This is a genomic window from Streptomyces sclerotialus, assembly GCF_040907265.1.
In the GTDB taxonomy this organism is placed as follows: domain Bacteria; phylum Actinomycetota; class Actinomycetes; order Streptomycetales; family Streptomycetaceae; genus Streptomyces; species Streptomyces sclerotialus.
Map to the genome: position 1 here is coordinate 1,364,317 of NZ_JBFOHP010000002.1, position 24,853 is coordinate 1,389,169.

Sequence of the window (24,853 nt, forward strand, 5' to 3'; positions counted from 1 at the left end):
CGGCGTGGTCGGAGCGTGTGCGGTGGGGTCAGAAGGCGAAGGCGGCCATGATGACGATGTTGCAGCCCAGCAGTGCGACCGCGGTGGGCAGCTGGGCCTTGATCGGCCCGTACTGGTCCTTCAGCTCCAGCAGTGCCGCCGGCACGACGTTGAAGTTGGCCGCCATCGGCGTGACGAGCGTGCCGCAGAAACCGCAGAGCATACCGATCGCGAGGATCGCCGGCGCGTTGCCGTTCGCCTGCTCGATGAGGACGGGCCAGCCGACGGCGGCGGTCATGACCGGGAAGGCCGCGAAGCCGTTGCCCATGATGACCGTGAAGAGGAACATCCCGACGCAGTAGACGACGACCGCGATGAGCACCGAATCGTGCGGCAGCACCGCCTCGGTGATGATGCCGACCTGCTTGCCGACCCCGGAGACCGCGAAGATCGTACCGAGCGTGGCGAGCAGCTGCGGCAGCAGCATCGCCCAGCCCATCGACTCCAGCATCGAGCGGCCCGCGTGCAGGGGTGCCGCGACCTTCTTATCGCGCAGCATCACCATGGCGAGCACGAGCGCCACGATGGCGCCGACCCCGAGACCGAGGATGGTCTCGCTGCCCTTCTGGAGGAGCGGCGTGCCCCCGAAGGAGAGCTTCGGGACGAGGACGGCGCACACGAGGGCGACGGCGGGGATGGTGAGGGCGGGGATGAACAGCTTGCTGCCGTGCTTACGGGCGCTCGCCCGCCGCTCCTCCGTGGTGGTGGTACGGGGCTTGCCGCGCCCGGTGAACCCGAAGGCGGCGAGGCAGATCATCACGAGGACCGCGGCACCGAGGGGCTCGGCGGGGGCCGACTTGTCGACGACCCAGGAGCTGTAGACGAAGCCGGCGCCGAGCAGGCCCCAGAAGGCGGCGGTGCCGAAGCGCTTCGGGTTGGTGCGGTCGGCCGCCATCTGGGCGGCCATCACCAGGAAGAGCGCGCCGACCAGCCAGTAGAACCACTCTGCCTTGATCACTTCGCGGCCTCCTGGGTGGCGAGTTCCACGCGGGCGCCGAGCAGTTCGCGCTCCAGCGTGCGGTCCATGCGGAGCAGCCGGCCGCCGTGCACGACGAGGGCGCACAGCCCGGTCGGGATGGCCCAGAGAGCGAGCTGCAGGGGTTCGAGGTGGGTGTGGTACGTCGAGTTGGCGAAGCCGGTGATCAGGAGGATCGAGCCGACGGCCAGGAAGACGTCCTCGCCGAAGAAGAGCCCGACGTTGTCGGCGCTGGCGGTGAAGGACCGGATCTTCTCCCGGGTCTTGTCCGGCAGCGTCCCGTAGCGGCGTTCGGCCGCGCCCTCGGCCATCGGGGCGGCGAGCGGGCGCACGGTCTGCGCGGGGCCGAAGAGGTCCCGCAGGCCGAGCGCGGCGAAGCCCTGCCGCAGCACGAGGTACAGCGTCAGGAAGCGCCCGGTGGTCAGCTTGGCGAAGCGCGAGATGAGGTTGCGCGCCTGCTCCTGAAGGCCGTAGCGCTCCAGGAGGCCGATGACCGGCAGCGTGATGACGAAGATCGTCACGGCTCGGCTGGAGGCGAAGCCGTCCCCGAAGGCCGCGAGGACCTTCTGGGGGGACAGTCCGCCGAGGAAGCCGGTGGCGATGCCCGCCACCCCCACGACCAGCAAGGGGTTGCGCCGCGTGGCGAATCCGATGATCACCACGAGAACGCCCAGAAGAACGATCACCGGACCGCCTTTCGCACGCAGGACCCCACGGGGTGTCGTGAGGATGTGCCAGGACGGTAGAGGATCGTTCTACGATCCGACAATAGGTTGAACGTTCTGTTACCGGCCGGAAGCTTGTCCGGGCAGCCGCTGGGCGTACGCGCTCGCCAGCTGCGCCCGGGAGTCCTCCAGGTAGGACGCGAGAAGCCGTTCGGCCTGCACGGTGTCGCCGCCCTGGAGCGCTTCGAGGATCTGCCGGTTCCGCGTGAGGTACGGCTCGTGGAAGCGGCGCGGATCGTCCATCACGTGGAACACCAGCCGCAGCTCGGCGAGGACGCCGCGCATCAGCTCGTCCGTGCGCGGGCTGCCGGCCAGCGCCACCAGCGCCTGATGGAAGCGGATGTTGGCGGTCGACAGGTCCTGCCAGGACCGCTCCAGGGCGGCCCGCTCCCCCGCCACCACGGCCGCCTCGACCTGGTCCAGGTCGTACGGCGGCTCACCGAGGCCGCGTACCACGGCGCACTCGACCATGCCGCGCACCCGGTAGATGTCGAGGAGGTCGTCCACCGCGACCACCCGCACGAAGACGCCCCGGTTCAGCTCGTGCACCAGCAGCCGTTCGTGCGTGAGCAGCCGGAACGCCTCCCGCAAGGTGTTGCGCGAGACCCCCAGGGCCCCGCCGATGGAGTCCTCCGACAGCCGCACTCCGGGCGGGAAGAACCCCTCCGCGATACGGTCGCGCAGTATGTCGGCGACCCGCTCAGCGGTGCTCGTCCGCCCCAGCAGCGCGCGGTCCACCGCCAGTCCCGCCGGCTCCGGGAGCCGCCGGTCGATGCCCTTCGCCACGTCGTGCCTCACTTTCGTCCCCCGGTCACCGCGACCGCGTACGACAGCGGCCCCGCGGCCGCTCACAAGGGCACGCAGTCAATCCCAGATCGCCGGACAAGACAACAACCCTCTTGTCCTATCGTTCAACAATCCTCTAGCTTGAAGCGGTAAGCCGGTCGGCCCGAGCGCCCCAGGAGGACAGCCGCTACGGAACGGGCCGGCCGGCTCTGCCCTGCCCTGCCCCTCGCCCGGCACCGCCGGCCTGTTGGAACGGACCCACATGACGGACCCGGTGATCGACCTCAACGCCGACCTCGGTGAAGGGTTCGGACGGTGGCACCTCACCGACGACGACAGTCTCCTCTCCGTCGTCACCAGCGCCAACGTCGCATGCGGCTTCCACGCGGGCGACCCCTCGACGATGCGCAGGGTGTGCGAGACGGCAGCCGAGCGCGGTGTCCGCATCGGCGCCCAGGTCTCCTACCGCGACCTCGCCGGCTTCGGCCGCCGCGCCATGGACGTGCCCCCGGACGAACTCGCCGACGAGATCGCTTACCAGATCGGCGCCCTGGAGGTCTTCGCGCGCGCCGCCGGGTCCCGGGTCTCGTACGTCAAGCCGCACGGAGCCCTCTACAACCGTGCCGTGCACGACGCCGAACAGGCGGCCGCCGTCGTGGCGGGCATCCGGCGCGCTGCCGGTCCGCTGCCCGTCCTCGGGCTTCCCGGTTCGGAGTTGCACGCGGAGGCGCGCGCCGCGGGACTGCCCGCCGTCGCCGAGGCGTTCGCCGACCGCGCCTACACCGCCGCCGGCACGCTGGTGTCACGCCGCGAGCCCGGCGCGGTCGTCCACGACCCGGATGCCGTCGTCAAGCGCTCCCTCGGCCTCGCCCGCGACCACGCCGTCACCTCGATCGACGGGGAGCGCGTGGAGGTCGACCTCCAGTCCCTGTGCCTGCACGGTGACACCCCGGGCGCCGCGGCACTCGCCCGGCGGGTACGCGACGAACTGACGGCCGCCGGCGTCCGTGTGGCGGCGTTCGCATGACCGCACTCCCGGCCGGCACCGCCGAGGACCGCGCCCTCCGTATGCGCGCCCTGCCCGTGGGCGACCACGGTCTGCTCGTCGAGCTGGACAGCGGCGAGGCCGTCGAAGCGCTCCACGCGGAGCTGCTGCGCCGCGCCGCAGCCGGCCGGCTGCCCGCCACCCGCGAGATCGTGCCCGCGGCACGCACCGTGCTGATCGACGGACTCGCCGAACCGGAGCGGTTCGCCGCCGAGCTGGCCCGCTGGGACGTCCCGCCGGCCACCCGCTCCGGTGCGCGGACCATCGAGGTCCCCGTCCGATACGACGGCCCCGACCTCGCCGACGTCGCCGAGCTGTGGGGCGTCACCCCGGAGGAGGTCGTACGGATCCACTCCGGCACCGAATTCCGCGTCGCCTTCTGCGGCTTCGCCCCCGGCTTCGGATACCTCACCGGCCTGCCCGAGCGCTACCACGTGCCGCGCCGCGCCACCCCGAGGACCCGCCTCCCGGTGGGCTCGGTGGCCCTCGCGGGCCCGTACACGGGCGTGTACCCGCGCTCCTCCCCCGGAGGCTGGCAACTGCTGGGCACCACGGACGCCGTGCTGTGGGACGCGTCCCGGGAGCCGGCGGCACTGTTCGCACCCGGCACACTCGTACGCTTCGTCCCGCAACCCTTCGATCAGCGCCCGGAGGCGGCCCAGTGACCGACCGCGCATTCGCCGTCGTACGCGCCGGGGCACTGACCACCGTCCAGGACCTCGGCCGCGCCGGCCACGCCCACCTGGGCGTCCCGCGCTCCGGCGCGCTCGACGCCGACGCCCACCGCCTGGCCAACCGCCTCGTCGGCAACGCCCCCGGGGCCGCGACCCTGGAGACCACCGTCACCGGCTGCGCGGTACGCATGCGCTGCGCGGCCACCGTGGCCGTCACCGGAGCCCCGTGCCCGGTGACCGTCGACGGCCGCCCCGCCGCCTGGGGCGCACCGGTGCACGTGCCGGCCGACGCCGTACTGGAGGTGGGCACCGCCACCCACGGGCTGCGCAGCTACCTGGCCTTCGCGGGCGGCATCGAAGCCGAACCGGTACTGGGCAGCCGCGCCACCGACCTGCTCTCGGGGCTCGGCCCCGACCCGCTCGCCGACGGCGCCGTCCTGCCGCTCGGCACACCGGGCGCGCCGGTTCCGGCGGCCGACGCGGTGCCGCACTCCGGACCGGTACGCGAACTGGTCCTGCCGGTCCGCCTCGGGCCGCGCGACGACTGGTTCACCGCGGCCGGGCTGCGGACCCTCCTCACCGGTGTCTGGCGGGTGTCGTCCGCGAGCAACCGCATCGGCCTGCGCACGGAGGGCCCGGCCCTGGAACGTGCCCGGGACGGCGAACTCCCCAGCGAGGGCATGCCCCTGGGCGCCGTCCAGGTGCCGCCGAACGGCCTCCCGGTGCTCTTCCTGGCCGACCACCCGACGACCGGCGGCTACCCGGTCGTCGGCGTCGTCCAGGAGGCCGCGCTGCCGGCCGCCGCACAGGCCGCGCCGGGGACTCCGGTGCGCTTCGTACGGGCGCATCGCAGCCCCCGGGTGCGCGGCGTCTGAGCCCTCCTCGGGCACGGCGTCCGCCGCTGCTCCTCGGCCGTCCGCGCACTGCGGGCGAGCACCACGAGGGAGCAGACCAGCGGAGCCGTGCCGGCCTTCGTGGTGGCGTCCATGTCAGCGCCCCGCGATGCGGTCGGCGAGCTTCGCGATCGGTGCGGTGGTGGTGCGGCGCGCCGCCTCACTGCGGTCCGCGGCCCGGTAGGCGGCGTACATGCCGTGCACGCCGAGCCAGCGGGCGGGCTCCGGCTCCCAGGCCCGGGTCCGGTGGCCGGTCCACGGCAGCCGGGTCAGCTCGGTGTCCCGCTCCAGCACGAGGTCGCGCAGGGTCCGGCCGGCCAGGTTGGTGGCCGCGACGCCGTGGCCCGCGTAGCCACCCGCCCAGCCCAGTCCCGTGGTCCGGTCGAAGGAGACGGACGCGCACCAGTCGCGCGGTACGGCGAGCACTCCTGACCAGGCGTGGTCGATCCGCGCCCCGACGGTCGCGGGCAGCAGCCGGTTCAGGGTGTCGCGCAGCGCCCGTACGGTCTTCGGGCTGGTCCGCCCGTCCCGGTCCACGCGGGACCCGAAGCGGTACGGGACGCCGCGCCCGCCGATCGCGATACGGCCGTCCGCGGTGCGCTGCGCGTACATGTAGGCGTGTGTGAGATCGCTGAGCAGCTCCTGGCCGTCCCAGCCGATGGCCTTCCAGGCGGCGTCGGGGAGCGGCTCCGTGACGACCATGGAGGAGTTCATCGGCAGCCAGGTGCGGCGCTCGCCTTCGAGGTCGCTGGTGAAGCCCTCGGTGGCGCGCAGGACCCGGCGGGCGCGCACCGTCCCGAAGGGCGTGTCGGCGCGTCCGGGGGCGATGCGGGTGACGGGCGTGGACTCGTGGATGCGCACTCCGAGGGCCGCGACCGCCCGGGCGAGCCCCTGGACGAGCTTGGCCGGGTGGACACGGGCGCAGTGCGGGTTGTGCACGCCACCCAGTGCGCCGGCCACATCGATACGGTCGCGCACCTCGCGCCCCGAGAGCAGGACCTCGTCCTCGTTGCCCCAGTACCGCGACTTCTCGTGCGCGGCGCGCAGCCGCGGCAGCTGGGCGGGCCGGTGGGCCACGCTCAGGTAGCCGCTCTTGACGACGTCGGCGTCGATGCCCTCGGCGTCGGCCACCGCGATGACCTCGTCCACCGTGGCGTTCATGGCCCGTTGCAGCTCCAGAACGGACTGCCGGCCCCGCTCCCGCGCGTACACCGCGGGCGATCCGGCGATCTTCGCGCTGAGCCAGCCGGCGTTCCGCCCCGAGGCGCCGAAGCCGGCGAACTCCCGCTCCAGTACGACGATGTCCAGGCCCGGGTCGGCCTTCTTGAGGTAGTACGCGGTCCACAGCCCGGTGAAGCCGGCGCCGACGACGCACACGTCGGCGTCGGCCGGCCCGTCCAGGGGATCGCGCCGGCTGGGGACGCCGGTCCGGCGATACCAGAAGGAGATGTGGCCGTTCAACGTCATCGCGTCCTCCGTCGCTCAGTAGCTGGGCGGGCTGATCACCCACAGGACCCTGGCTCCGTCCCCGCCGGTCTCCACGAGCTTGTGCGGCACGGCGCTGCTGTGCCGGATGCTGTCGCCGGGCCCCAGGGAGAACCGCTCGTCCCCGAGGTGCAGTTCGACCTCGCCTTCCAGCACGTAGAGGAATTCCTCGGAGTCGCCGTGCGTACAGGGGCGGTCGCCGGTGGACCCGCCGGGCTCGAACTCGCCGAGGAACGCCTCCAGATGGTGCTGCGGCCCCGGAGTGAGCCGGAACTTGCGCCCCAGCACACCGAAGGTCAGGCCCGGCGCTGCGGCCGCCCTCAGGACCCGCGGGCCGGTCGTGTAGTCGGCGGCGAACAGGTCACCCGTCTTCAGGCCGAGCGCCGCGGCGATCTGCTGGAGCGTGGCGATGCTCGGGTTGGCGATGCCGCGCTCGACCTGGCTGAGGTAGCCCTCGCTGATCCCGGCCGCTTCGGCGACCGCCCGCAGCGTCAGCCGCCGGGCGCGGCGCAGGGTGCGCAGCCGGCCGCCCACGGGGACGTCCCCGGCACCGTCGTCGTGCCGCCCGTCGGCGGGCTCATGTGCCATGGCCGGGAAGCTAAAGAACTCTGGCTTCCGGGACAAGAGTTCTTACACAGCACCTCAGAAATATTCACTGACGCGGCGTGCGACTGACGTGCCTCTCGCCGCATGCCGCACGCCGCTCGCCGCCACGCGCTACGGGGACGGCGTCCCGTACCCGCCTCCGCCCGGCGTACGGACCACCAGCACGTCACCCGCGCCCACCTCGGCCACGTCGCAGCCCGCCAGCCGCTCCGTGCGGCCGTCGGCGCGCTCCACGAGGTTCTCGCCCGGTGCGCCCGGCGCGCCGCCCGCCATGCCGTACGGCGGCACCCTGCGGTGCCCGGTCAGCAGCGCCACCGTCATCGGCTCCAGGAAGCGGATGCGGCGTGTGACGCCGGAGCCGCCGTGCCACTGCCCGCGGCCGCCGCTGCCCTCCCGTACGGAGAAGTCCTCCACGCGTACCGGGTAGCGCCACTCCAGCACTTCGGGGTCGGTGAGCCGGGAGTTGGTCATGTGGGTCTGCACGGCGTCGGCCCCGTGGAAGCCGTCACCCGCTCCGGAGCCGCTGGCGACCGTCTCGTAGTACTGCACGCGGTCGTTGCCGAAGGTGACGTTGTTCATCGTGCCGGCGCCCTCGGCCTGCACACCCAGCGCCCCGTAGAGCGCTCCGGTGACCGCCTGGGAGGTCTCCACGTTTCCGGCGACGGTGGCTGCCGGGAAGACCGGCGCGAGCATCGAGCCCTCCGGGATGCGCACCTGGAGGGGCTTGAGGCAGCCGCTGTTGAGCGGGATGTCCTCGGCGACCAGGGTGCGGAAGACGTACAGGACGGCGGCCATCACCACGGAACTGGGCGCGTTGGCGTTGCCGGGCTGCTGGGGCGAGGTACCGGCGAAGTCGAGCACCGCGCCGCGCTCTTCGTGGTCCACCGTCAGCGCGACGCGGATCTCCGCGCCGCTGTCGGTCTCGTACCGGAAGGAGCCGTCGGTGAGCCCGGCAATGATCCGGCGCACCGATTCCTCGGCGTTGTCCTGCACGTGCCCCATGTAGGCGCGCACCACGTCGAGCCCGAACTGCCCGATCATTCTGTGCAGTTCCCTGATGCCCTTCTCGTTGGCGGCGATCTGCGCCCGCAGGTCGGCGATGTTGGCGTCCGGGGAGCGCGAGGGGTACGGCCCTTCGGTGAGCAGCCGCCGCGTCTCCTCCTCGCGCAGCCGGCCGTCCCGCACGAGGAGCCAGTTGTCGAAGAGCACGCCCTCCTCCTGGACCGTGCGGCTGAACGCGGGCATGGAGCCCGGTGTGATGCCGCCGATCTCCGCATGGTGTCCGCGGGAGGCCACCAGGAAGAGCAGCTCCGCGCCCCGCTCGTCGAAGACGGGGGTGACGACCGTGACATCGGGGAGGTGCGTGCCGCCGTGGTACGGGTCGTTGATCGCGTACACGTCGCCGGGGCGCATGTCTTCCTTGCGCCGCCGCAGCACCTCCTTGATGGACTCGCCCATCGACCCGAGGTGCACCGGGATGTGCGGTGCGTTGGCGATCAGGTTGCCGTCGGCGTCGAAGAGCGCGCAGGAGAAGTCGAGCCGCTCCTTGATGTTGACGGAGTGCGCGGTGTGTTCCAGGCGCACGCCCATCTGCTCGGCGATGGCCATGAAGAGGCTGTTGAAGACCTCCAGCATGACCGGGTCGGCGGCGGTGCCGACGGCCGTGCGCTCCGGGCGGGCCTCGACACGGGTGAGCAGCAGGTGCCCGTGGTCGCCCGCGGCCGCCTGCCAGCCCGGGTCGACGACGGTGGTCGCGTCGTCCTCCACGAGGATCGCGGGCCCGGTCACGGTGTCCCCGGGCCGCAGGTCCGTGCGCCGGTACAGACGGGTCTCCCGCCACCGCCCGCCCGTGAACATCCGGACGGTGTCCAGCGGCCGCAGGGCGCCCTCCCGGTCCGCCGCGAGGCTCCGGTGCCGGGACGTGCCGCCGGCCGCGCCCACCGCCTCCACGGAGGCCGCCTCGGCGATCAGCGGCTTGTCCATGGTGAAGGCGTACCGGGCGCGGTGGACGCGGGCGAACTCGGCGGCCATGCCGTCCGCCTCGGCGAGCGGTACGGGGATGCCGGCGTCGGTACCCGCGTAGCGGAGGACGACGCGGGCCCGGGTGGTGACGCTCTCCTCAGGGACGCCGTCGGCGAGGAGTTCGTCCCGGGTACGGCCGGCCAGCGCGTCGCAGGTCGCGCGGATCCGGTCCATCGCACCGGCCGTCAGCTCGGTCTCGATGGCCTGCTCCCGCATCGCGGTGGCGTCGGCGACCCCGATGCCGTACGCGGAGAGCACGCCCGCCAGCGGCGGCACGATCACCGTGCCGATGCCGAGCGCGTCGGCGACCGCGCAGGCGTGCTGGCCGCCCGCGCCGCCGAAGCTGGTGAGCGCGTACCGGGTCACGTCGTGGCCGCGCTGCACGGAGATCTTCTTGACCGCGTTGGCCATGTTGAGCACGGCGATGTCCAGGAAGCCCGCGGCGACCTCCTCAGGGCCGCGCCGGTCCCCCACCGCCTTCTCCGCCTCCCGCGCGAGCGCTTCGAAGCGCTCGCGGACCTCGGCCGCGTCCAGCGGCTGGTCACCGTGCGGCCCGAACACCGCCGGGAAGTGCGCGGGCTGGACGCGGCCGAGCATGACGTTGGCGTCCGTGACCGTGAGCGGGCCACCGCGGCGGTAGCAGGCAGGCCCGGGGACGGCGCCCGCCGAGTCGGGCCCCACCCGGTAGCGGCGCCCGTCGAAGTGCAGGACGGAGCCGCCACCGGCCGCGACCGTGTGGATGTTCATCATGGGCGCGCGCATCCGGACGCCCGCCACCTCACTGCCGAAGACGCGCTCGAACTCGCCCGCGTAGTGCGACACATCGGTCGACGTGCCGCCCATGTCGAAGCCGATGACCTTGTCGTGCCCGGCCTCGGCGGCGGAGCGGACCATGCCCACGACGCCGCCGGCCGGACCGGAGAGCACCGCGTCCTTCCCCCGGAAGTGCTCGGCCTGCCGCAGCCCCCCGTTGGACTGCATGAACATCAGCCGGATACCGGGAAGCTGCGCGGCGACTTCCTCCACGTAGCGCCGCAGAATGGGCGACAGGTAGGCGTCCACCACGGTGGTGTCGCCACGCGGTACGAGCTTCATCAGCGGGCTCACCTCGTGCGAGCAGCTGACCTGTGTGAACCCCGCCTCCGTGGCCAGCTCGGCGAGCCGCTTCTCGTGCGCCGGGTGACGGTACCCGTGGAGTAGTACGACGGCGGCGCTGCGGAGGCCCGCTTCGTACGCAGCGGTCAGCGCTCCCCGGGCCGCGCCGGCATCGAGAGGCGTGACCGTCTCCCCGTGCGCGTCCACCCGCTCCGGTACCTCGATCACCCGGTCGTACAGCGCGTCCGGCAGCACGATGTGCCGGTCGAACAGCCGGGGCCGGTTCTGGTACGCGATACGCAGCGCGTCCCGGAAGCCGCGGGTGGTGACGAGCACGGTGGGCTCACCCTTGCGCTCCAAAAGGGCGTTGGTGGCCACGGTGGTGCCCATCTTCACGACGGCCACCCGTTCCGCCGGCACCGGCTCCCCGGGCGCGATCCCCAGCACCTCACGGACCCCGGCGACGGCCGCGTCGTCGTACCGCTCGGGATGGTGCGAGAGCAGCTTCCGCGTGACCAGCGTGCCGTCCGGCCGCCGCGCCACCACGTCCGTGAAGGTCCCGCCGCGGTCGATCCAGAACTCCCAGCGTCCCGTCATCTGCCCATTGTGACAACGGAGCCGCGCGGCGGACCGCTCGTCCGGACGGCGCGTCGCCTACGGAACGGCGGCTGCGCTGCCCTCGGAGGTCAGGCCGCTCCCCTGAGGGCGGAGGGGTGGGAGGAGGCGAGCGGTGCCGCTTCGTGGGCGGTGAGGAAGGCGTTGACCGCGGCGTGCCAGCCGAAGTTCTCGGCGCGGGCGCGGGCGGCGGCGCGGCGCGGCTCCTCGGGGCGGGCCAGGACGCGCCGTACGGCGGTGGCGATGCTGTCACCGTCGTCGAGGGCGGTCTCCCCCGCGGGGCCGATCAGGCCGGCGAGTGCGGAGCCGGCGTTGGCCACCACGGGGGTGCCGCAGGCCAGTGCCTCCAGGGCGGCGAGCCCGAAGGTCTCGGCGGGGCCCGGCGCCAGGAGGACGTCGGCGCTGGCCTGGAGGGCGGCGAGGGCACAGGGGTCGGCGACGTGGCCGAGGAAGGCGACCGGCAGCCGCTCCGCTCGGGCCCGGGACTCCAGGCGGGCACGGAGCGGGCCGTCACCCGCCACGGCCAGCGCGGCGTCCACCCCGCCGGCGCGGAGCCAGGAGAGGGCGTCCAGGGCCCTTCCCGGGCGCTTCTCCACCGACAGCCGGGAGCAGAGGAGGAGCAGCGCCTGCGCGCCGCCGCCGATCCGCCGATGCAGTTCCCCGCTGCGGCAGCCCGGATGGGCGCGGGCCAGGTCGACGCCGAGCGGCGCGGTGACCACGTTGCGCGCGCCCGTCCGGAGGAACTCGGCCGCGGCCCACTCGGTCGTGCAGACGACCCGGCTGTAGGCGTGTGCGGTACGGGAGTTGAGCCGGTCACCGGCCCAACGGGCGGCGTGCCGGGGGACACCCCACGTGTGCAGCACCCCCTCCACGCTCTCGTGCGAGACCATCACCGCGGGCACCCGGGCGCGTCGCGCCCACTCCCCGGTCCAGCGCAGTGTCGTACGGTCGGAGACCTCCAGGCGGTCCGGGGCCAGGATGCGCAGCAGGCGTTCCAGACGCGCGCGTCCGGTGAGGACCCGGTAGCCGCCGGTGCCGGGCAGCACCGGGCCGGGCAAAGTGATCACACGTCCCTGCGGGGTCCGTTCGTCGCCCGCGGCCGGGCCCGGCACGACGAGCACCGGGTCGTGGCCGGCCGCCCGGTATCCCTCGCCCAGTTCGCGCAGCGCCGTGCGCAGACCACCCGACGCCGGGGTGACGAAGTTCGCGAGGCGCACGATGCGCAGTCCCTCGCGCCGTGTGTCCCCCTCGTGGGCGGTGCCCCACTGCCGTTCGGTGTGCTCCGTGCCGCTGTGTTCCCTACCGTCGCGCCTCATACCGGCACCGCCTCCCGTTCTCCCAGTACGTCCTCGTAGTGCGCCAGCAGCTGGTCGCCGACCGCCTCCCAGGTGCGGTCCGCGACCGCCGCCCGCCCAGCGGCCCCGTACGCGGCGCGCAGCTTCGGATGCGCTGCGAGCACCTGCACCGCGCCCCGTACCGCGGCCGCGTCACCCGGTGTGACGAGCAACCCGGTCCGCCCGTGGGACACCAGGTCCAGCGGGCCGCCCGCCGCCGGCGCCACGACCGGCACCCCGCTGGCCATCGCCTCCTGCACGGTCTGCCCGAAGGTCTCGTACGGCCCGGTGTGCACGAACACGTCCAGGCTGGCGAAGAGCCGGGCCAGTTCGTCCCCGGTTCTGCGGCCCAGGAAGCGGGCCTCGGGCAGCGCAGCGCGCAGCCCCGGGGCGCTCGGCCCGTCGCCGATCACGACGGTCCGTACGCCCGGCAGCCGGGCCGCCTCACGCAGCAGCCCGACCTCCTTCTCCGGCGCGAGCCGCCCGATGTACCCCACCAGCACCTCGCGCCCGGCGGCCAGCGAACTGCGCAGCACCTCGTCGCGGCGGTCCGGGTGGAAGCGCATGGAGTCCACCCCGCGCGGCCACAGGCGCACCCCGGGCACGCCGTGCTCGGCCAGTTCCCGGGCGGCGGCCGTGGAGGGCGCCAGGGTGCGGTCCGCCGCGCTGTGCACGGCACGCAGCCGCCGCCAGGCCGCCGCGGTGCCCGTGCCCAGGTACGTACGGGCGTAGCGGCCCAGGTCGGTCTGGTAGACGGCGACGGCCGGTACGCCGAGGCGGGCGGCGGCCGCCATGCCGCGCACGCCGAGGACGAAGGGGCTCGCGAGGTGGACGAGGTCGGGCCGGTGCGCGGCGAGCGCGGTGGCCAGCCGGCGGCCCGGCAGCGCGATCCGCACCTGCGCGTAGCCCGGGAGCGGCAGCGAGGGCACCCGGACGACCGGGCACGGCGGGGTCCGCCCGGCACTCGGGTCCTGCGCCGCCACCGGGGCGACGACCAGCGGTTCGTGTCCGCGCCGTACCAGGTGCCGGGCGGTTTCCAGGGTGCAGTGCGCGACGCCGTTGACGTCGGGCGGGAAGGATTCGGTGACGATGGCGACACGCATACCGGTGTTGTCGGCGGGCCGGGCGTGGACGGGGCCAAGGGGATCTTTCCAACGGGGGAACGTCCCATGAGCGTTGCGTCCTCGGGCCCGTGGGGCGCGGGGTCAGGCCGAAGCGCCCGGTGTACGCAGGACCCGCGCGGCCTCGGAGTGGCCCGTCCCGCACGCCTCACGGAGGCCGGCGCCCTCCAGGTACGCGGTGAGGAAGCCGGCGGCGAAGGCGTCCCCGGCACCCGTCAGATCGCGAATGCCGTCGACCGGTGCCACGGCCACCCGCAGGGGCGGCTGATCGGGGGCGAGCACCGTGGTGGGCCGGGCACCGTCCTTGACGATCACGGTGGTACGGCGCAGCCGCCGGGCCAGGGCACACAGGTCGTCGCCGGCCGGACCCGGACCGCCGCTCCCGTGGGCCAGCGCCGCCGCCTCCGCGCGGTTGGCGAAGAGGAAGTGCGGCGCCAGGGTGCCGAGCAGCCGCAGGAACCGCCGCTCCCCGTAGGCGCGCAGCATTCCGGTGGACGAGGCGTCGACGGAGACCGTCCCGCCTCGCACGGCCGTACGGCGCAGCGCGTCGGCCGCCGCCGTCGCCGCGGGCTCCTCCGCGAACGCGTACGCCGGTACGTGCAGATGTGCCAGGCCCTCGGTCCACTCCGGGTCCACCGGCCCCAGAAGCGCGGCGGCGCCCCGGTAGGGCAGCATCGTGCGCTCACCGGACGGGTCGACCAGGACCACCACGCTGCCGGTCCGCCCGGCGCGCTGGACGCGTACGTCGACGCCGCGCGACGCCAGCTCCGCCACGAGCCGGTCGCCCTCCAGGTCGGGGCCGACACAGCCGATGAACCGGGTGGGGTGGCGCTGCCCCGCGAGGGCGGCGACGTTGGCCGCGCTGCCGCCCCGTACGCGGTACATGGTCACCTCGGTGTCCGACGCCTCGCGCAGCGGCTCCCGCAGCCACACCACATGGTCGTCGAGCAGATCGCCGAGGACCCCGAGCACGGTCACGCGCCGCCCTCAGGCGGCGAGCGCCCGCGCGATGGCGGCGCCGACGGTCACGTTGTTGCGGTAGACCTCGGCGTTGACGTCCAGACTGCGGCCGCCGGTCGCGCTCCGTATGCGGTCCAGCAGGAACGGCGTGATGGCGGCGCCCGAGACGCCCCGCCGCGCGGCCGCCTCCCACGCCTCGGCCAGCGCCCGCTCGTGCAGGTCCGGGTCGAGCTGCCGGTCGGCCGGTACCGGATTGGCGACGAGCAGCGCCGCGGGCAGGCCGAGCGCGTCCCGGGCCCGGATCATCGCGGCGACCTCCTCGGGCGACTCCGCCGACGTCCCGATCTCGTGCCCGGAGTCGGCCACGTAGAAGCCGGGGAAGCGGCGGGTGCGGTAGCCGACGACCGGGATGCTCAGGGTCTCCAGGCGCTCCAGGGTCGCCGCGATGTCCAGGACGGACTTCACTCCGGCGCTGACCACGGTCAACGGGGTGCGCGCGAGGGTCACCAGGTCGGCGGACTCGTCGAAGGTGGTCCGCGCGCCGTGGTGCACGCCGCCGAGGCCGCCGGTCGCGAAGACCTGGACGCCCGCCAGGCGGGCCAGGAACGCCGTGGCGGACACCGTGGTCCCGGCGTCCCGCCCGGTGGCCACAGCGCCCGGCAGATCGCGTTCACCGGCCTTGGTCACGCCGTCCGCGGTGCACAGCCGCTCGATCTCGGCATCGGAGAGGCCCACGGTGGGGACGCCCGCCGACACCCCGACCGTCGCCGGCACCACGTCCGCTGCGCGCAGCAGCCGCTCGGCCTCCCGCGCGATGTCGAGGTTGCGCGGCCGGGGCAGCCCGTGGGTGAAGATCGTCGACTCCAGCGCGACCACGGGGCGCCCGGTGTCGAGCGCCCCGCGCACCTCGTCGGAGACTGCGGGGAGAGAAGGTGCCTGCCGGGTCATCTCGTGCTGCCTCCTGGGCGCGGCGGTGCGTGCGCATCCTCGGATGCGGGGACGTACAGCGTTCGGCACGACGGCGATGCGGTGTTCCCGTACGGCTGTTCTCTGCCCGCATCCGGTACGCCTTATCCCGTACGCACGTCCGCGGCCCTGTAGGTGCCGCGGCGATCGGCCGCGACCGCACGGAGGACGGCAACGCGTCGTAAGAAGTGCGGCGCGCGCCCCACACAGCCAGCGGGCGGCGGCGCAGCACCTGAAGGACGCACCGAGAGCACGGCGGGCGGCGTCAGACCTCGGCGGTATCCGCCCCGATCCGGCCGCGACCCCGTAGGTGGCACGGCGGCTGGCCTCGACCGCACAGGGGACGGCAACGCGTCGTAAGAAGTGCGGCGCGCGCCCCACACAGTCAGCGGGCGGCGGCGCAGCACCTGAAGGACGCACCGAGAGCACGGCGGGCGGCGTCAGACCTCGGCGGTATCCGCCCCGATCCGGCCGCGACCCCGTAGGTGGCACGGCGGCTGGCCTCGACCGCACAGGGGACGGCAACGCGTCGTAAGAAGTGCGGCGCGCGCCCCACACAGCCAGCGGGCGGCGGCGCAGCACCTGAAGGACGCACCGAGGCCACGGCGGGCGGCGTCAGACCTCGGCGGTATCCGCCCCGATCCGGCCGCGACCCCGTAGGTGGCACGGCGGCTGGCCTCGACCGCACAGGGGACGGCAACGCGTCGTAAGAAGTGCGGCGCGCGCCCCACACAGCCAGCGGGCGGCGGCGCAGCACCTGAAGGACGCACCGAGGCCACGGCGGGCGGCGTCAGACCTCGGCGGCGTCCGGGCCGATCCGGCCCCGTACCGCGGTCTGGACCTCGGTCTCCTCGGCGGGGTCGGCGGCCAGTCGGCGGAGCTGTTCGACGACGCGGGCGTCGCCGGTCGCGGCGGTGCGTGCGGCGAGCTCCCGGGTGCTCTCCTCGCAGTCCCACAGGCACTCGACGGCGAAGCCGGCGGCGAAGCCGGGGTCGGTCGCCGCCAGCGCGGCGGCCGCCCGGCCGCGCAGGCGGGAGGAGGAGGTCTCGCGGTAGATGTGGCGCAGTACGGGCGCGGCGCACTCGACGCCGAGCCGTCCGACGCCGTCGACCAGCTCCCACAGACCGGCCGCGTCCGGTCCCTCGGCCTGCACCGTCCTGCGCAGTGCGGCGAGCACGGTGTCGGCGTCCCGGGCGCCGCCACGGCGGGCGAGCAGCCCGGCGGCCACGGCGCCCAGCCGGTCCGGGCGGCAGGCCCAGGCCCGGGCGCGCTCGACGGCCGTCACGGAGCGCATGCGGACGAAGGCGCTGGTCGCCGCTTCGGTGAGCTCCGCACAGCCGAGCGGGTCGGCGGCGGCGGCCTCGATGAGGTCGAGCGCCTCGGGATCGCCGCGTTCGGCGAGGTGGCGCAGGGCGGCGGCGCGGGCGGCGTCCGGGCCGCCACGGGCCGCGGCCAGCAGCTCGGGGCGGTCCTCCGGGCCGGCCACCGCCGCCAGGCAGCGCGCCGCGGCGCCGGTCCGCCACTCGGCGGGCTCCTCGGCACGGCCGTCCTCGGCCCACTGCAGGACCTCGCGGACGCTCCAGCCGGGGCGCGGGCCGCTCGGCGTGAGCTGGCGCTGCCAGCGGTCGAAGGAACCCTGCTCGCCCGCGGCCCGCACACGGGCGCCGTAGCGCTCGTCCTCGGCCCACAGCCGCCAGGGGCGGGGCTCGAACGCGTCCCGTACGGCGGCGGCCAGCTCGGCCTCGCCCTCGGGGGTCTCCGGGAAGCGGGCCAGTACGGCGGGCGCCAGGGAGAGCAGACCCTCGTCGCCGTCGCGCAGGGCGAGCTCGTCCAGGGCCCAGCGCCAGTTGCCGCCGACCGCGGCGTAGCTGCGCAAGAGGAGCAGCGCGGCGTCGCGCCCGTAGGAGGCGAGGTGGCCCAGCACGGAGAGGGCGAGGCCGGTGCGCTCCTCACGGGTGTCGGTGTGGTCGTCGGGGTGGAAGAGGTGCCGTTCGATCTCTTCGAGTCCGCCGTCGAGCTGCATGTAGAGGCGTGCGTAGTACAGCGAGCGGTTCTCCAGCTGCCAGTCGCGCCGGGGGTCGCGCAGCACGCTGTCGTCGAGGGCGGCCAGGGCCTCGGCCCGGGGCGCCGCCAAGGCATGCAGGGTCCCGTCGCCGCGGCCTCGCTGGAGGAGGCCGAGCAGGGTGCCACTGGGCGCTATGTCTGGATCGAACATGAGGTCAGCATCCGGTGCGGGGGACTGGCTGGCAACGGGATTTCCGCTGACCGGCATTCTTGCCGGTGTCCGCGGACCGTATGCGTCGTTCCCCACAGTGGATCGGCGGGACGACTGCCGTACGGCGGCCGAAGCCTAGCCCGGAGTGACGGATTCCGCAGCGTCCGGGCGGGTTGCGGAGGCGCAGCCGGGGGCATATGCCATGCGCACCACCGTATCGGGTCATGCCAAATCCCTTACGCGCGGTCGCGGCCTGTGCAACAGTCGTAACCGGCCCTTCCGTCAGACATGGCCGACAAGGCCGGAGACATGGCCGAGCGCCGCCTGATATCGGAGTACGTCATGCCGTCCCATCTCTTCGCGGACAACCATCACGCGCAGCCGCCGGAGCGCGGCGCGGTCGACGCACTCATCTCGCAGGCCCGCAGGCTCCGCGGCAGTCTGGACGCCGTACGCCGCGAGGCCGCGGTCGGCGGGTTCCCGGACGAGGACGCCCAGCTGCGCTGGCAGCGGGCCCTGTGCGACCTCGCGGTGCACCACCTCGACGACCTCGGCGGGCATCTGGATCAGCTCAGAGAGGGACTTCCGGCCGGCCCCGTGGACGGCGCCTACGACTCCCTCCCGGGCCCGGCGGCCCCGCCCGGCCCGGACCCCGAGGCCCACGCCCGCGGCTCGCTGCTGAGCCGCGTGGGCAGCGCGGAGTGGAATCTCCTCACCGACGCGGTCAGCTGGTCCGAGGAGCTGTTCGGGATCTTCGGCCGGGACCCGGCCGACGGTCCCCTCACGCTGGACGAGCTGCCCTCCCTGATCTTCTCCGACGACCAGGCCCAGGTGACCGCGATGGTCACGGACTGCCTGGTGGACGGCAAGCCGATCGACGGCGAGTTCCGCATCGTGCGCTCCGACACGAGCGTGCGCACGGTGCACATGGTGGGCGAGCCGGTGCTCGACGCCGACGGCAGCACGGCCTGCATGTGGGCCGTGCTGCGCGACGTCAGCGAGCTGCGCCGCAGCCAGAGGGCGGTGCGCGAGACCCGTGACTCGCTGCAGCGCCAACGGCACATCGCGCAGACCGAGCACCGGCTTGCGGTCGAGCTGCAGGAAGCCGTGCTGCCGCCGTGGCGCGGCTCCCTGCGGTTCCCGCACGGCGGCCCGGCCGCCCTGGACCTGGCCGCCCGTTACCTCCCCTCCGGTTCCAGCGCCCTTATCGGCGGTGACTGGTACGACGCGCTGCAGCTCCCCGACGGGCGTACGCTGCTCAGCGCCGGCGACCTCACCGGACACGGCGTCGCCGCCACCGGCGGCATGGCGATGCTGCTCGGCGCGCTGCGCGGCATGGCCGTGTCGGGCCAGGAGCCCGGCCCGCTGATGGGCTACCTCAACCAGCTTCTGGACACCGCGGCGCAGCCCGCGCTGGGCAGCGCGGTGTGCTGCCGCTTCGATCCGGCCACGCGCAGGCTGGACTGGGCGCAGGCCGGACATCCCGCCCCGCTGCTCTTCCGGGACGGGCAAGGACGGGAACTGGAGCCCCCTCAGGGTGTGCTGCTGGGCGCGACCTCCCATGCCGTGTACGAACAGCGCAGCGAGCAGCTGGCCCCCGGCGACCTGCTCGTGCTGTACACCGACGGTCTGGTGCCCCGGCACCGTACGCACGACGCGGACAGCACGTCCGAAGGCGCCGAGCGGCTGCTCGCCCTGGCCCCGCGGTTCGCCGAGGCACGGAGCGCGCAGGACAGCGTCCGTATCGTCGTCGAGGAGTTCGGCAGCGCCGAACGGGAGGACGACGCCTGCGTGTTGATCGCCAGGGTCTCCGACTGACGGTGGGCAGCGACTGTCCGACTGACGGTGGGCAGCGACTGACGGTGGAGCGGCTGACGGTGGACAGTGGCGCGCAGCAGACAGTGGTCTGCTGACGGCACACGGGAAAGCGCCCCGAGGTCTTGGGGGCGTCTTCCGTGCTGTTTCCGGGCTGATTCCGGCCGCCGGTAGCCGGCGAGACGGCCGGGCGGTGGCCGGCGGCCGCTCAGGCCCGGCCGTTGCCGTTCTTGAGCTTCTTCTGCTTCGGCAGGGCGAGTTCGATCTCCTCGCGCAGCGCCTGGACCTTGGGATAATCGGCGTACTGCCCCGTCAGGCGGTACATCTCACGCAGCCGGTCCCAGGTGCGGTGCGAGGAGTTCTCCCCGATCGACACCAGTGCCAGGCGGGCGTACCTGTCCGCCTGCTCAGGATCGTTGGCGATGAACAGGGCGGAGGCCAGCGACAGGTAGTCGAAGATCTGCGAGCGCTGGTAACCGTCCCTGCGCAGCGCCAGCGCCTGCCGGGCATGCGTCTGGGCGAGCTTGGCGGCCTTGGGGTCGTGATCGGCGAGGGTGCGGTACGCCAGTGCCTGCATGCCGTGCATGTCGGCCTCGTCGAAGTTCTGCATCCAACTGGGCGGCGGCACGTCCCGCTTGTCCGAGACGAACAGTTCCTCGGCCTCCCCGAGGGTGCGCCGCATCGCCTGCCCCTGGCCCTTCGACGCCTGCGCCCATGCCTCGATGGTGTGCAGCATCGCACGCGTGCGCGGCAGGTTCTCCTCGCCGGAGCCGGACTTGGCGAGCTTCATGAGGTCCAGGGCGTCGTCGGGACGGCCCAGGTGGACCATCTGCCGCGCGGCGCGGGACAGCGCCTCCCCCGCCCGTGGCCGGTCACCGCCCTCCCGGGCCGCGTGCGCGGCGATGACGAAGTACTTCTGCGCCGTGGGCTCCAGGCCCACGTCGTGGGACATCCAGCCGGCCAGTACGGCCAGGTTGGCCGCCACACCCCACAGCCGCCGCTGGAGGTGCTCGGGGTGGCGGTAGGAGAGCATCCCGCCCACCTCGTTGAGCTGGCCCACCACTGCCTTGCGCTGCAGTCCGCCGCCGCGGGCCGCGTCCCAGGCGCGGAAGACCTCCACGGAGCGCTCCAGGGCGTCGATCTCCTGGGAGCCCACGGGAGCCGCTTCGTACCGGTCCATGCCGGCCTGGTCGAGGGTGGGGGACAAGGGGTTGTCGGTACGGGGAGCATCGGCTGCCAGCGCCGGGTCGGCGTGCAGCCAGTCGTGCATGGCGCTGCTGAGCGCGGAGCCCGCGGCGAGCGCCGCGCCCGCGCCCACCAAGCCGCGTCGGTTGAGCATGAGGTCCATTCCCGTGAATTCCGTGAGGACCGCAGCCGTACGGTCGGGCGGCCACGGCAGGCCGTCGGCGGCCTGCCGCTTCCCCGCGCGCCCTGAGCGTGCAAAACCGAGGTCCTCGATGGTTACGACACGGCCGAGGCGCTCGGTGAAAAGGGCCGCCAGTACCTTCGGTACGGGATCGCGCGGGGTCTCCCCCATGTCGATCCAGCGCCGCACTCGGGACGTGTCGGTCGCCAGCTGCGGATGGCCCATGGCCGCCGCCTGCCGGTTGACCAACCTCGCCAGCTCGCCCTTCGACCAGCCGGCGAGCTGGAAAAGGTCCGCGAGACGGGTGTTCGGCTCCCTGTTCACGTCAAGCCCCCAGGTTCCTCGACTGAGTTGACAGTAACCGGCCGTCATGTGCCGGGCGAGCATTCGCCAGGGTTCGCCAGGGTGCGCCAGATGGTCTGCCACCCGTAGTCGCGTGTTCTGTAGAGATGCAGCCCCCGGCCCGGTGGCGGAAACGCATTCCCCAGGGTGTCGCAACCCTCACCGGGCCGGAGGCGCACCGCCACTCGTCGGCGCACGAAGGGACCTCATCCACCCATGTACGCAGCATCGTCCGCCGCGACCGCCCCGACCCGGCCGTACCGTCCGCAGCCCACGGGCAGCGGTCCGTACCTCGATCCCGCCCACTCCTCCGGGATGGCCGCAGTGCCCTCGGGCGGCCGCCTCAGGCGGGCGCAGGGGCCTGGCCCCCAACCGCTCAGCGGGAGACTCGACTTGTCCGGCCCCCAGGGCGCGCAGCTGCGCGCGGCGGTCGCCTCGGTGCAGCGCATCTGTCCGGAGTTCAACCCGGTCCAGGTGCTGCGGCGGGGCGGGAAGTCCGTCCTTCTCGTCGGCACGGCCGGCCGCTCGACCGCGGTCGCGAAGTGTTTACTGGACCATTCGCCGGCCTGGGCCGAGCGGTTCCGGCACGAAATAGCTGCGTATCGCGCCTTCGTACGCCACCGCCCGCCGGTGCGCGTCCCGAGGTTGGTCGCCGCGGATCCTGACAACTGCACCCTGGTCGTCGAACGCATGCCCGGCCGGGTCGCCGCCGTGCAGCGCCACCCCACCGAAGCGCCGCCGCGTGCGGACATCCGTGCGGCGCTCGGCGCGATCTGCCGGATCAACCTCTGGCGTCCGCCGGCCGGCATGTTCGACGCCCCGCTGGACTACGCGAACCGCATCGGGCGGTACCACGACCTCGGCCTGCTGACCGACCGGGACCTCGGGGACCTGCAGAAGCTGATGCACGGCCTCGCGCACTCCACGGGCCAGTTCTGCCACGGTGACGCACTGCTGAACAACGTCCTGCTCTCTCCGGCCGGCCCGGTGCTGCTGGACTGGGAGCACGCCGGCTGGTATCTGCCGGGCTACGACCTGGCGACCCTGTGGTCGGTGCTCGGTGACGCACCGGTCGCGCGCCGCCAGATCAGCCAGCTCGCGCAGGCCGCGGGGCCGACGGCGCGGGACTCCTTCCTGGTCAATCTGATGCTGGTGCTGACCAGGGAGATCCGGCGCTACGAGACCGCGGTGCAGCGGACCATGCGGGAGGAGGTGCCGCCCGGTCCTCCTGGTACGGGACAGCCGGGAGCGCCCGCCGCAGGTGAGGAACAGCGCCTGCTGCTGCGGCGGCTGCACGACGACGCCCAGATGGCGCGGCGTGCGGTACGGGCGGCGGTCGGCACCCGCTGATCCGCTGACGGGGGGACGAAGCGGCGCGCCTGTGCTGGGGCGCGCCGCTGTCGTGTGCGCAACTTCCCTCCTCGGCAGGGGTGGCGTACGGCTCGCCCGTATGGCGTACGCCCGTGACCTTCGGGGCATCACCCACACGCACCCACATGACGGTGCGGTTCCCGAGTGTGTTCCGCCCTGGCGTTCCCCCGGCTTTGGTCCACTCCACTGACGCGTCCCAGGCCCGGGGCCCGGGGCGCGAAAAGCCGCACCGGCCCCGCGCCGACCTGCGGAATCAGCCGGTTGCGTGGTGATTGACGGATCGTCGGTGAACCGATACCTCTTGTCGGGTTCCCGCACGCCCAACGGCGCACCATCCGCCACACCGCCCGGTACGGGCCGGCCCGAGGAGGCTGCATTGCGAGGATCCGCCCCCGTCGGCGTCGCCAGACACGACGCCTTCCGCACCCGCAGAACGACGAAGAGGGCAGCCACCGCCGTCGCGGCGGCAGCCCTTCTGCTGCCACTGGTCTCGGCCGCGCCCACCGCCACGGCCGGCTCGGACACCGGTTCCCTCCAGCGCGCCTTCGCCGACGCGTCCGCCCGGTACGGCGTCCCGCAGAGCGTGCTGCTGGGCGTCTCGTACCTGGAGTCCCGCTGGGACGGGCACCGGGGCGCGCCCAGCGTGGCCGGCGGGTACGGCCCGATGCACCTCACCGACGCCCGGACAGCGCTCGCCAGGGAGGCACCGCACCACAGCGAGGGCACCGAGGACGCCCGCGGCGACTCGGCGCGCCCCCGGAAGACCGCCGAGGCGGAGCTGCCGGCGGCCTCCGAGGTGCCGGCGCGGCTGAAGACCCTCACGAAGGCCGCGGCGCTCACCGGCCTGTCCGCGCGTGAGCTGCGCGAGAATCCCGCCGCGAACATCAGCGGCGGCGCCGCCCTGCTCGCCGATCAGCAGCGCCGGCTCGGCCTGAAGGCGAGCGCCGAGCCTGCCGACTGGTACGCCGCCGTGGCCCGCTACTCCGGCGCGAACGACGCCAGGAGCGCCACGGTCTTCGCCGACCAGGTCTACGACGTGCTGCGGAGCGGCGCGTCCCGGACGACCGACGCGGGTCAGCGCGTCACCCTCGCCAAGTCCCCCGGTCTGGCCCCCGATCGCGCCCAGAAGCGTGTCCTGGGCCTGCGCAAGGCCTCCGGGGGCGGGACCGAGTGCCCGTCGAGCGTGGCGTGCGAGTCGGTGCCGGCGCCGTACCAGGAGCTCAGCGACGGCGACTACGGCAACCACGACCTGGCGGACCGCCCCGAGGACCAGAGCGTCGACTACATCGTCATCCACGACACGGAAGCGACGTGGGAGACGACGCTGAAGCTGGTCCAGGACCCGACCTACGTGTCCTGGCACTACAGCCTGCGGTCCTCCGACGGGCTGATCGCGCAGCACGTCCGCACCAAGGACGTCGGCTGGCACGCGGGCAACTGGTACATCAACTCCCACTCCATCGGCCTGGAGCACGAGGGCTTCCTGGCCGCGCCCGACGCCTGGTACACGGAGGCGATGTACCGGACCTCGGCCCGGCTGGTGCGGTACCTGGCGCGCAAGTACGACATCCCGGTGGACCGGCAGCACATCCTCGGCCATGACAACGTGCCGGGCACCACCACCGCGTCGATCAAGGGCATGCACACCGACCCGGGTCCCTACTGGGACTGGGACCACTACTTCGCCCTGCTGGGCAGGCCGCTGACGCCCACCGCCGGGCCGCGCGGCGGCCTCGTCACCATCGACCCGGTCTACGAGATGAACGAGCCGGAGTACACCGGCTGCGAGAAGGCGGGGCAGCCGTGTGCCCCGCACGGTTCGGGCGCCGTGCGCCTGTACTCCGCGCCCAGCGAGGACGCCCCGCTGGTGAAGGACGAGGGGCTGCACCCGGGTGGCGGCGACTCCACCACCGGGGTGAACGACACCGGGGCCCGTGCCAGCACCGGCCAGCAGTTCGCGGTCGCGGAGCGGAAGGGCGAGTGGACGGCGATCTGGTACCTCGGCCAGAAGGCCTGGTTCCTCAACCCCGGTGAGGAACCGACGGCGCTGCACGCCAAGGGCTGGGTGGCCACGCCGAAGGAGGGCCGGACGGAGATCCCGGTCTACGGCCGGGCCTACCCGGAGAAGGCGGCCTACCCGGCGGACGTCCCGGTCCAGGCGGTCTCGCCGCTGCCGTACTCCCTCAAGGCCGGCCAGCGGTACGCGGTCGGCGACCGGACGCACGGCGAGTACTTCTACGCACCGACGTTCGACACGAGCAAGCACGCCGTCGTGCGCGGCAAGGACGTGTACTACGAGATCCAGGTCGGCCACCGGGTCGGCTACGTCCGGGCGGCGGACGTCGACATCCGCTGGTCGGGCCGCTAGCGACAGCGCGGCGGCCGGCGGTCCCGGTCCGGGC

Annotated in this window: 18 protein-coding genes; 6 read left to right on the forward strand and 12 right to left on the reverse strand. The window is 73.7% G+C overall.

Going from position 1 to position 24,853, the window contains the following annotated elements; translation table 11 throughout:
• Positions 1-28 precede the first annotated feature (28 nt).
• From AAC944_RS06080 to AAC944_RS06090, 3 genes are all read right to left on the reverse strand, one after another.
• Positions 29-997, reverse strand: coding sequence for a DUF979 domain-containing protein (locus AAC944_RS06080; protein WP_030624202.1), 969 nt, complete (start codon positions 995-997; stop codon positions 29-31).
• Positions 994-1,701 carry a DUF969 domain-containing protein gene (locus tag AAC944_RS06085; protein WP_030624199.1) on the reverse strand — a complete coding sequence of 236 codons (708 nt, stop codon included), beginning with the start codon at positions 1,699-1,701 and terminating at the stop codon, positions 994-996. Before AAC944_RS06085 ends, AAC944_RS06080 begins: the two co-directional genes overlap by 4 nt.
• A 99-nt stretch (positions 1,702-1,800) precedes the next feature.
• The gene (locus AAC944_RS06090) at positions 1,801-2,526 is read right to left on the reverse strand and encodes a GntR family transcriptional regulator (protein WP_051872407.1); all 726 of its coding nucleotides are present in this window, start codon (positions 2,524-2,526) and stop codon (positions 1,801-1,803) included.
• A 262-nt stretch (positions 2,527-2,788) separates the two neighbouring features.
• Between AAC944_RS06090 and AAC944_RS06095 the strand changes: the two genes are divergently transcribed.
• The 3 genes from AAC944_RS06095 to AAC944_RS06105 are packed head-to-tail and all read left to right on the forward strand — an operon-like array spanning position 2,789 to position 5,120.
• On the forward strand, positions 2,789-3,553 hold the full coding sequence (locus AAC944_RS06095) for a LamB/YcsF family protein (RefSeq protein WP_030624192.1): 765 nt from the start codon (positions 2,789-2,791) through the stop codon (positions 3,551-3,553).
• 41 nt (positions 3,554-3,594) lie between these two features.
• On the forward strand, positions 3,595-4,236 hold the full coding sequence (gene pxpB / locus AAC944_RS06100) for a 5-oxoprolinase subunit PxpB (RefSeq protein ID WP_030624188.1): 642 nt from the start codon (positions 3,595-3,597) through the stop codon (positions 4,234-4,236).
• Positions 4,233-5,120 (forward strand): 5-oxoprolinase subunit C family protein, encoded by an 888-nt coding sequence (locus tag AAC944_RS06105; protein ID WP_030624186.1) that lies wholly within the window; start codon positions 4,233-4,235, stop codon positions 5,118-5,120. The genes pxpB and AAC944_RS06105 overlap by 4 nt, the downstream gene beginning before the upstream one ends.
• Before the next feature lie 114 nt (positions 5,121-5,234).
• Here AAC944_RS06105 and AAC944_RS06110 read toward each other — a convergent pair whose 3' ends face one another.
• The 8 genes from AAC944_RS06110 to AAC944_RS06145 form a co-directional block, all read right to left on the reverse strand.
• Positions 5,235-6,605, reverse strand: a complete 1,371-nt coding sequence (locus tag AAC944_RS06110) for an NAD(P)/FAD-dependent oxidoreductase (protein WP_030624184.1) — start codon at positions 6,603-6,605, stop codon at positions 5,235-5,237.
• Between the two features lie 15 nt (positions 6,606-6,620).
• Positions 6,621-7,211, reverse strand: coding sequence for a helix-turn-helix domain-containing protein (locus AAC944_RS06115; RefSeq protein WP_078888973.1), 591 nt, complete (start codon positions 7,209-7,211; stop codon positions 6,621-6,623).
• A gap of 129 nt (positions 7,212-7,340) precedes the next feature.
• Entirely contained in the window at positions 7,341-10,943 is a 3,603-nt protein-coding gene (locus tag AAC944_RS06120) for a hydantoinase B/oxoprolinase family protein (protein WP_030624179.1), read from the reverse strand.
• 89 nt (positions 10,944-11,032) lie between these two features.
• Positions 11,033-12,277, reverse strand: coding sequence for a glycosyltransferase (locus AAC944_RS06125; RefSeq protein ID WP_078888972.1), 1,245 nt, complete (start codon positions 12,275-12,277; stop codon positions 11,033-11,035).
• Positions 12,274-13,398, reverse strand: a complete 1,125-nt coding sequence (locus AAC944_RS06130) for a glycosyltransferase family 4 protein (protein ID WP_030624172.1) — start codon at positions 13,396-13,398, stop codon at positions 12,274-12,276. The genes AAC944_RS06125 and AAC944_RS06130 overlap by 4 nt, the downstream gene beginning before the upstream one ends.
• Positions 13,399-13,500: 102 nt before the next feature.
• Positions 13,501-14,394, reverse strand: coding sequence for a carbohydrate kinase family protein (locus tag AAC944_RS06135; protein WP_196943360.1), 894 nt, complete (start codon positions 14,392-14,394; stop codon positions 13,501-13,503).
• Between the two features lie 9 nt (positions 14,395-14,403).
• On the reverse strand, positions 14,404-15,324 hold the full coding sequence (locus AAC944_RS06140) for a pseudouridine-5'-phosphate glycosidase (protein WP_030624168.1): 921 nt from the start codon (positions 15,322-15,324) through the stop codon (positions 14,404-14,406).
• 808 nt (positions 15,325-16,132) lie between these two features.
• The gene (locus AAC944_RS06145) at positions 16,133-17,557 is read right to left on the reverse strand and encodes a hypothetical protein (RefSeq protein ID WP_030624166.1); all 1,425 of its coding nucleotides are present in this window, start codon (positions 17,555-17,557) and stop codon (positions 16,133-16,135) included.
• Positions 17,558-17,899: 342 nt separating this feature from the next.
• Between AAC944_RS06145 and AAC944_RS06150 the strand changes: the two genes are divergently transcribed.
• A complete protein-coding gene (locus tag AAC944_RS06150) occupies positions 17,900-19,375 on the forward strand; it encodes a PP2C family protein-serine/threonine phosphatase (protein WP_030624164.1) in 1,476 nt (491 codons plus the stop codon).
• A 205-nt stretch (positions 19,376-19,580) separates the two neighbouring features.
• Here AAC944_RS06150 and AAC944_RS06155 read toward each other — a convergent pair whose 3' ends face one another.
• Positions 19,581-21,062, reverse strand: a complete 1,482-nt coding sequence (locus AAC944_RS06155; protein WP_030624161.1) for a DNA-binding protein NsdB — start codon at positions 21,060-21,062, stop codon at positions 19,581-19,583.
• Positions 21,063-21,296: 234 nt separating this feature from the next.
• Here AAC944_RS06155 and AAC944_RS06160 point away from each other — a divergent pair, with 234 nt between their 5' ends.
• Complete coding sequence (locus tag AAC944_RS06160; RefSeq protein WP_030624153.1) at positions 21,297-22,430, forward strand: aminoglycoside phosphotransferase family protein; 1,134 nt, start codon at positions 21,297-21,299, stop codon at positions 22,428-22,430.
• A gap of 397 nt (positions 22,431-22,827) precedes the next feature.
• On the forward strand, positions 22,828-24,819 hold the full coding sequence (locus AAC944_RS06165) for an N-acetylmuramoyl-L-alanine amidase (protein ID WP_030624151.1): 1,992 nt from the start codon (positions 22,828-22,830) through the stop codon (positions 24,817-24,819).
• Positions 24,820-24,853: the final 34 nt, after the last annotated feature.

Coding starts and splice junctions, on each gene's coding strand:
- AAC944_RS06095 (WP_030624192.1), top strand. CDS start 2,789: ATGACGGACCCGGTGATCGACCTCAACGCCGACCTCGGTGAAGGGTTC.
- pxpB (WP_030624188.1), top strand. CDS start 3,595: ATGCGCGCCCTGCCCGTGGGCGACCACGGTCTGCTCGTCGAGCTGGAC.
- AAC944_RS06110 (WP_030624184.1), bottom strand. CDS start 6,605: ATGACGTTGAACGGCCACATCTCCTTCTGGTATCGCCGGACCGGCGTC.
- AAC944_RS06115 (WP_078888973.1), bottom strand. CDS start 7,211: ATGGCACATGAGCCCGCCGACGGGCGGCACGACGACGGTGCCGGGGAC.
- AAC944_RS06120 (WP_030624179.1), bottom strand. CDS start 10,943: ATGACGGGACGCTGGGAGTTCTGGATCGACCGCGGCGGGACCTTCACG.
- AAC944_RS06125 (WP_078888972.1), bottom strand. CDS start 12,277: ATGAGGCGCGACGGTAGGGAACACAGCGGCACGGAGCACACCGAACGG.
- AAC944_RS06130 (WP_030624172.1), bottom strand. CDS start 13,398: ATGCGTGTCGCCATCGTCACCGAATCCTTCCCGCCCGACGTCAACGGC.
- AAC944_RS06140 (WP_030624168.1), bottom strand. CDS start 15,324: ATGACCCGGCAGGCACCTTCTCTCCCCGCAGTCTCCGACGAGGTGCGC.
- AAC944_RS06145 (WP_030624166.1), bottom strand. CDS start 17,557: ATGTTCGATCCAGACATAGCGCCCAGTGGCACCCTGCTCGGCCTCCTC.
- AAC944_RS06150 (WP_030624164.1), top strand. CDS start 17,900: ATGCCGTCCCATCTCTTCGCGGACAACCATCACGCGCAGCCGCCGGAG.
- AAC944_RS06160 (WP_030624153.1), top strand. CDS start 21,297: ATGTACGCAGCATCGTCCGCCGCGACCGCCCCGACCCGGCCGTACCGT.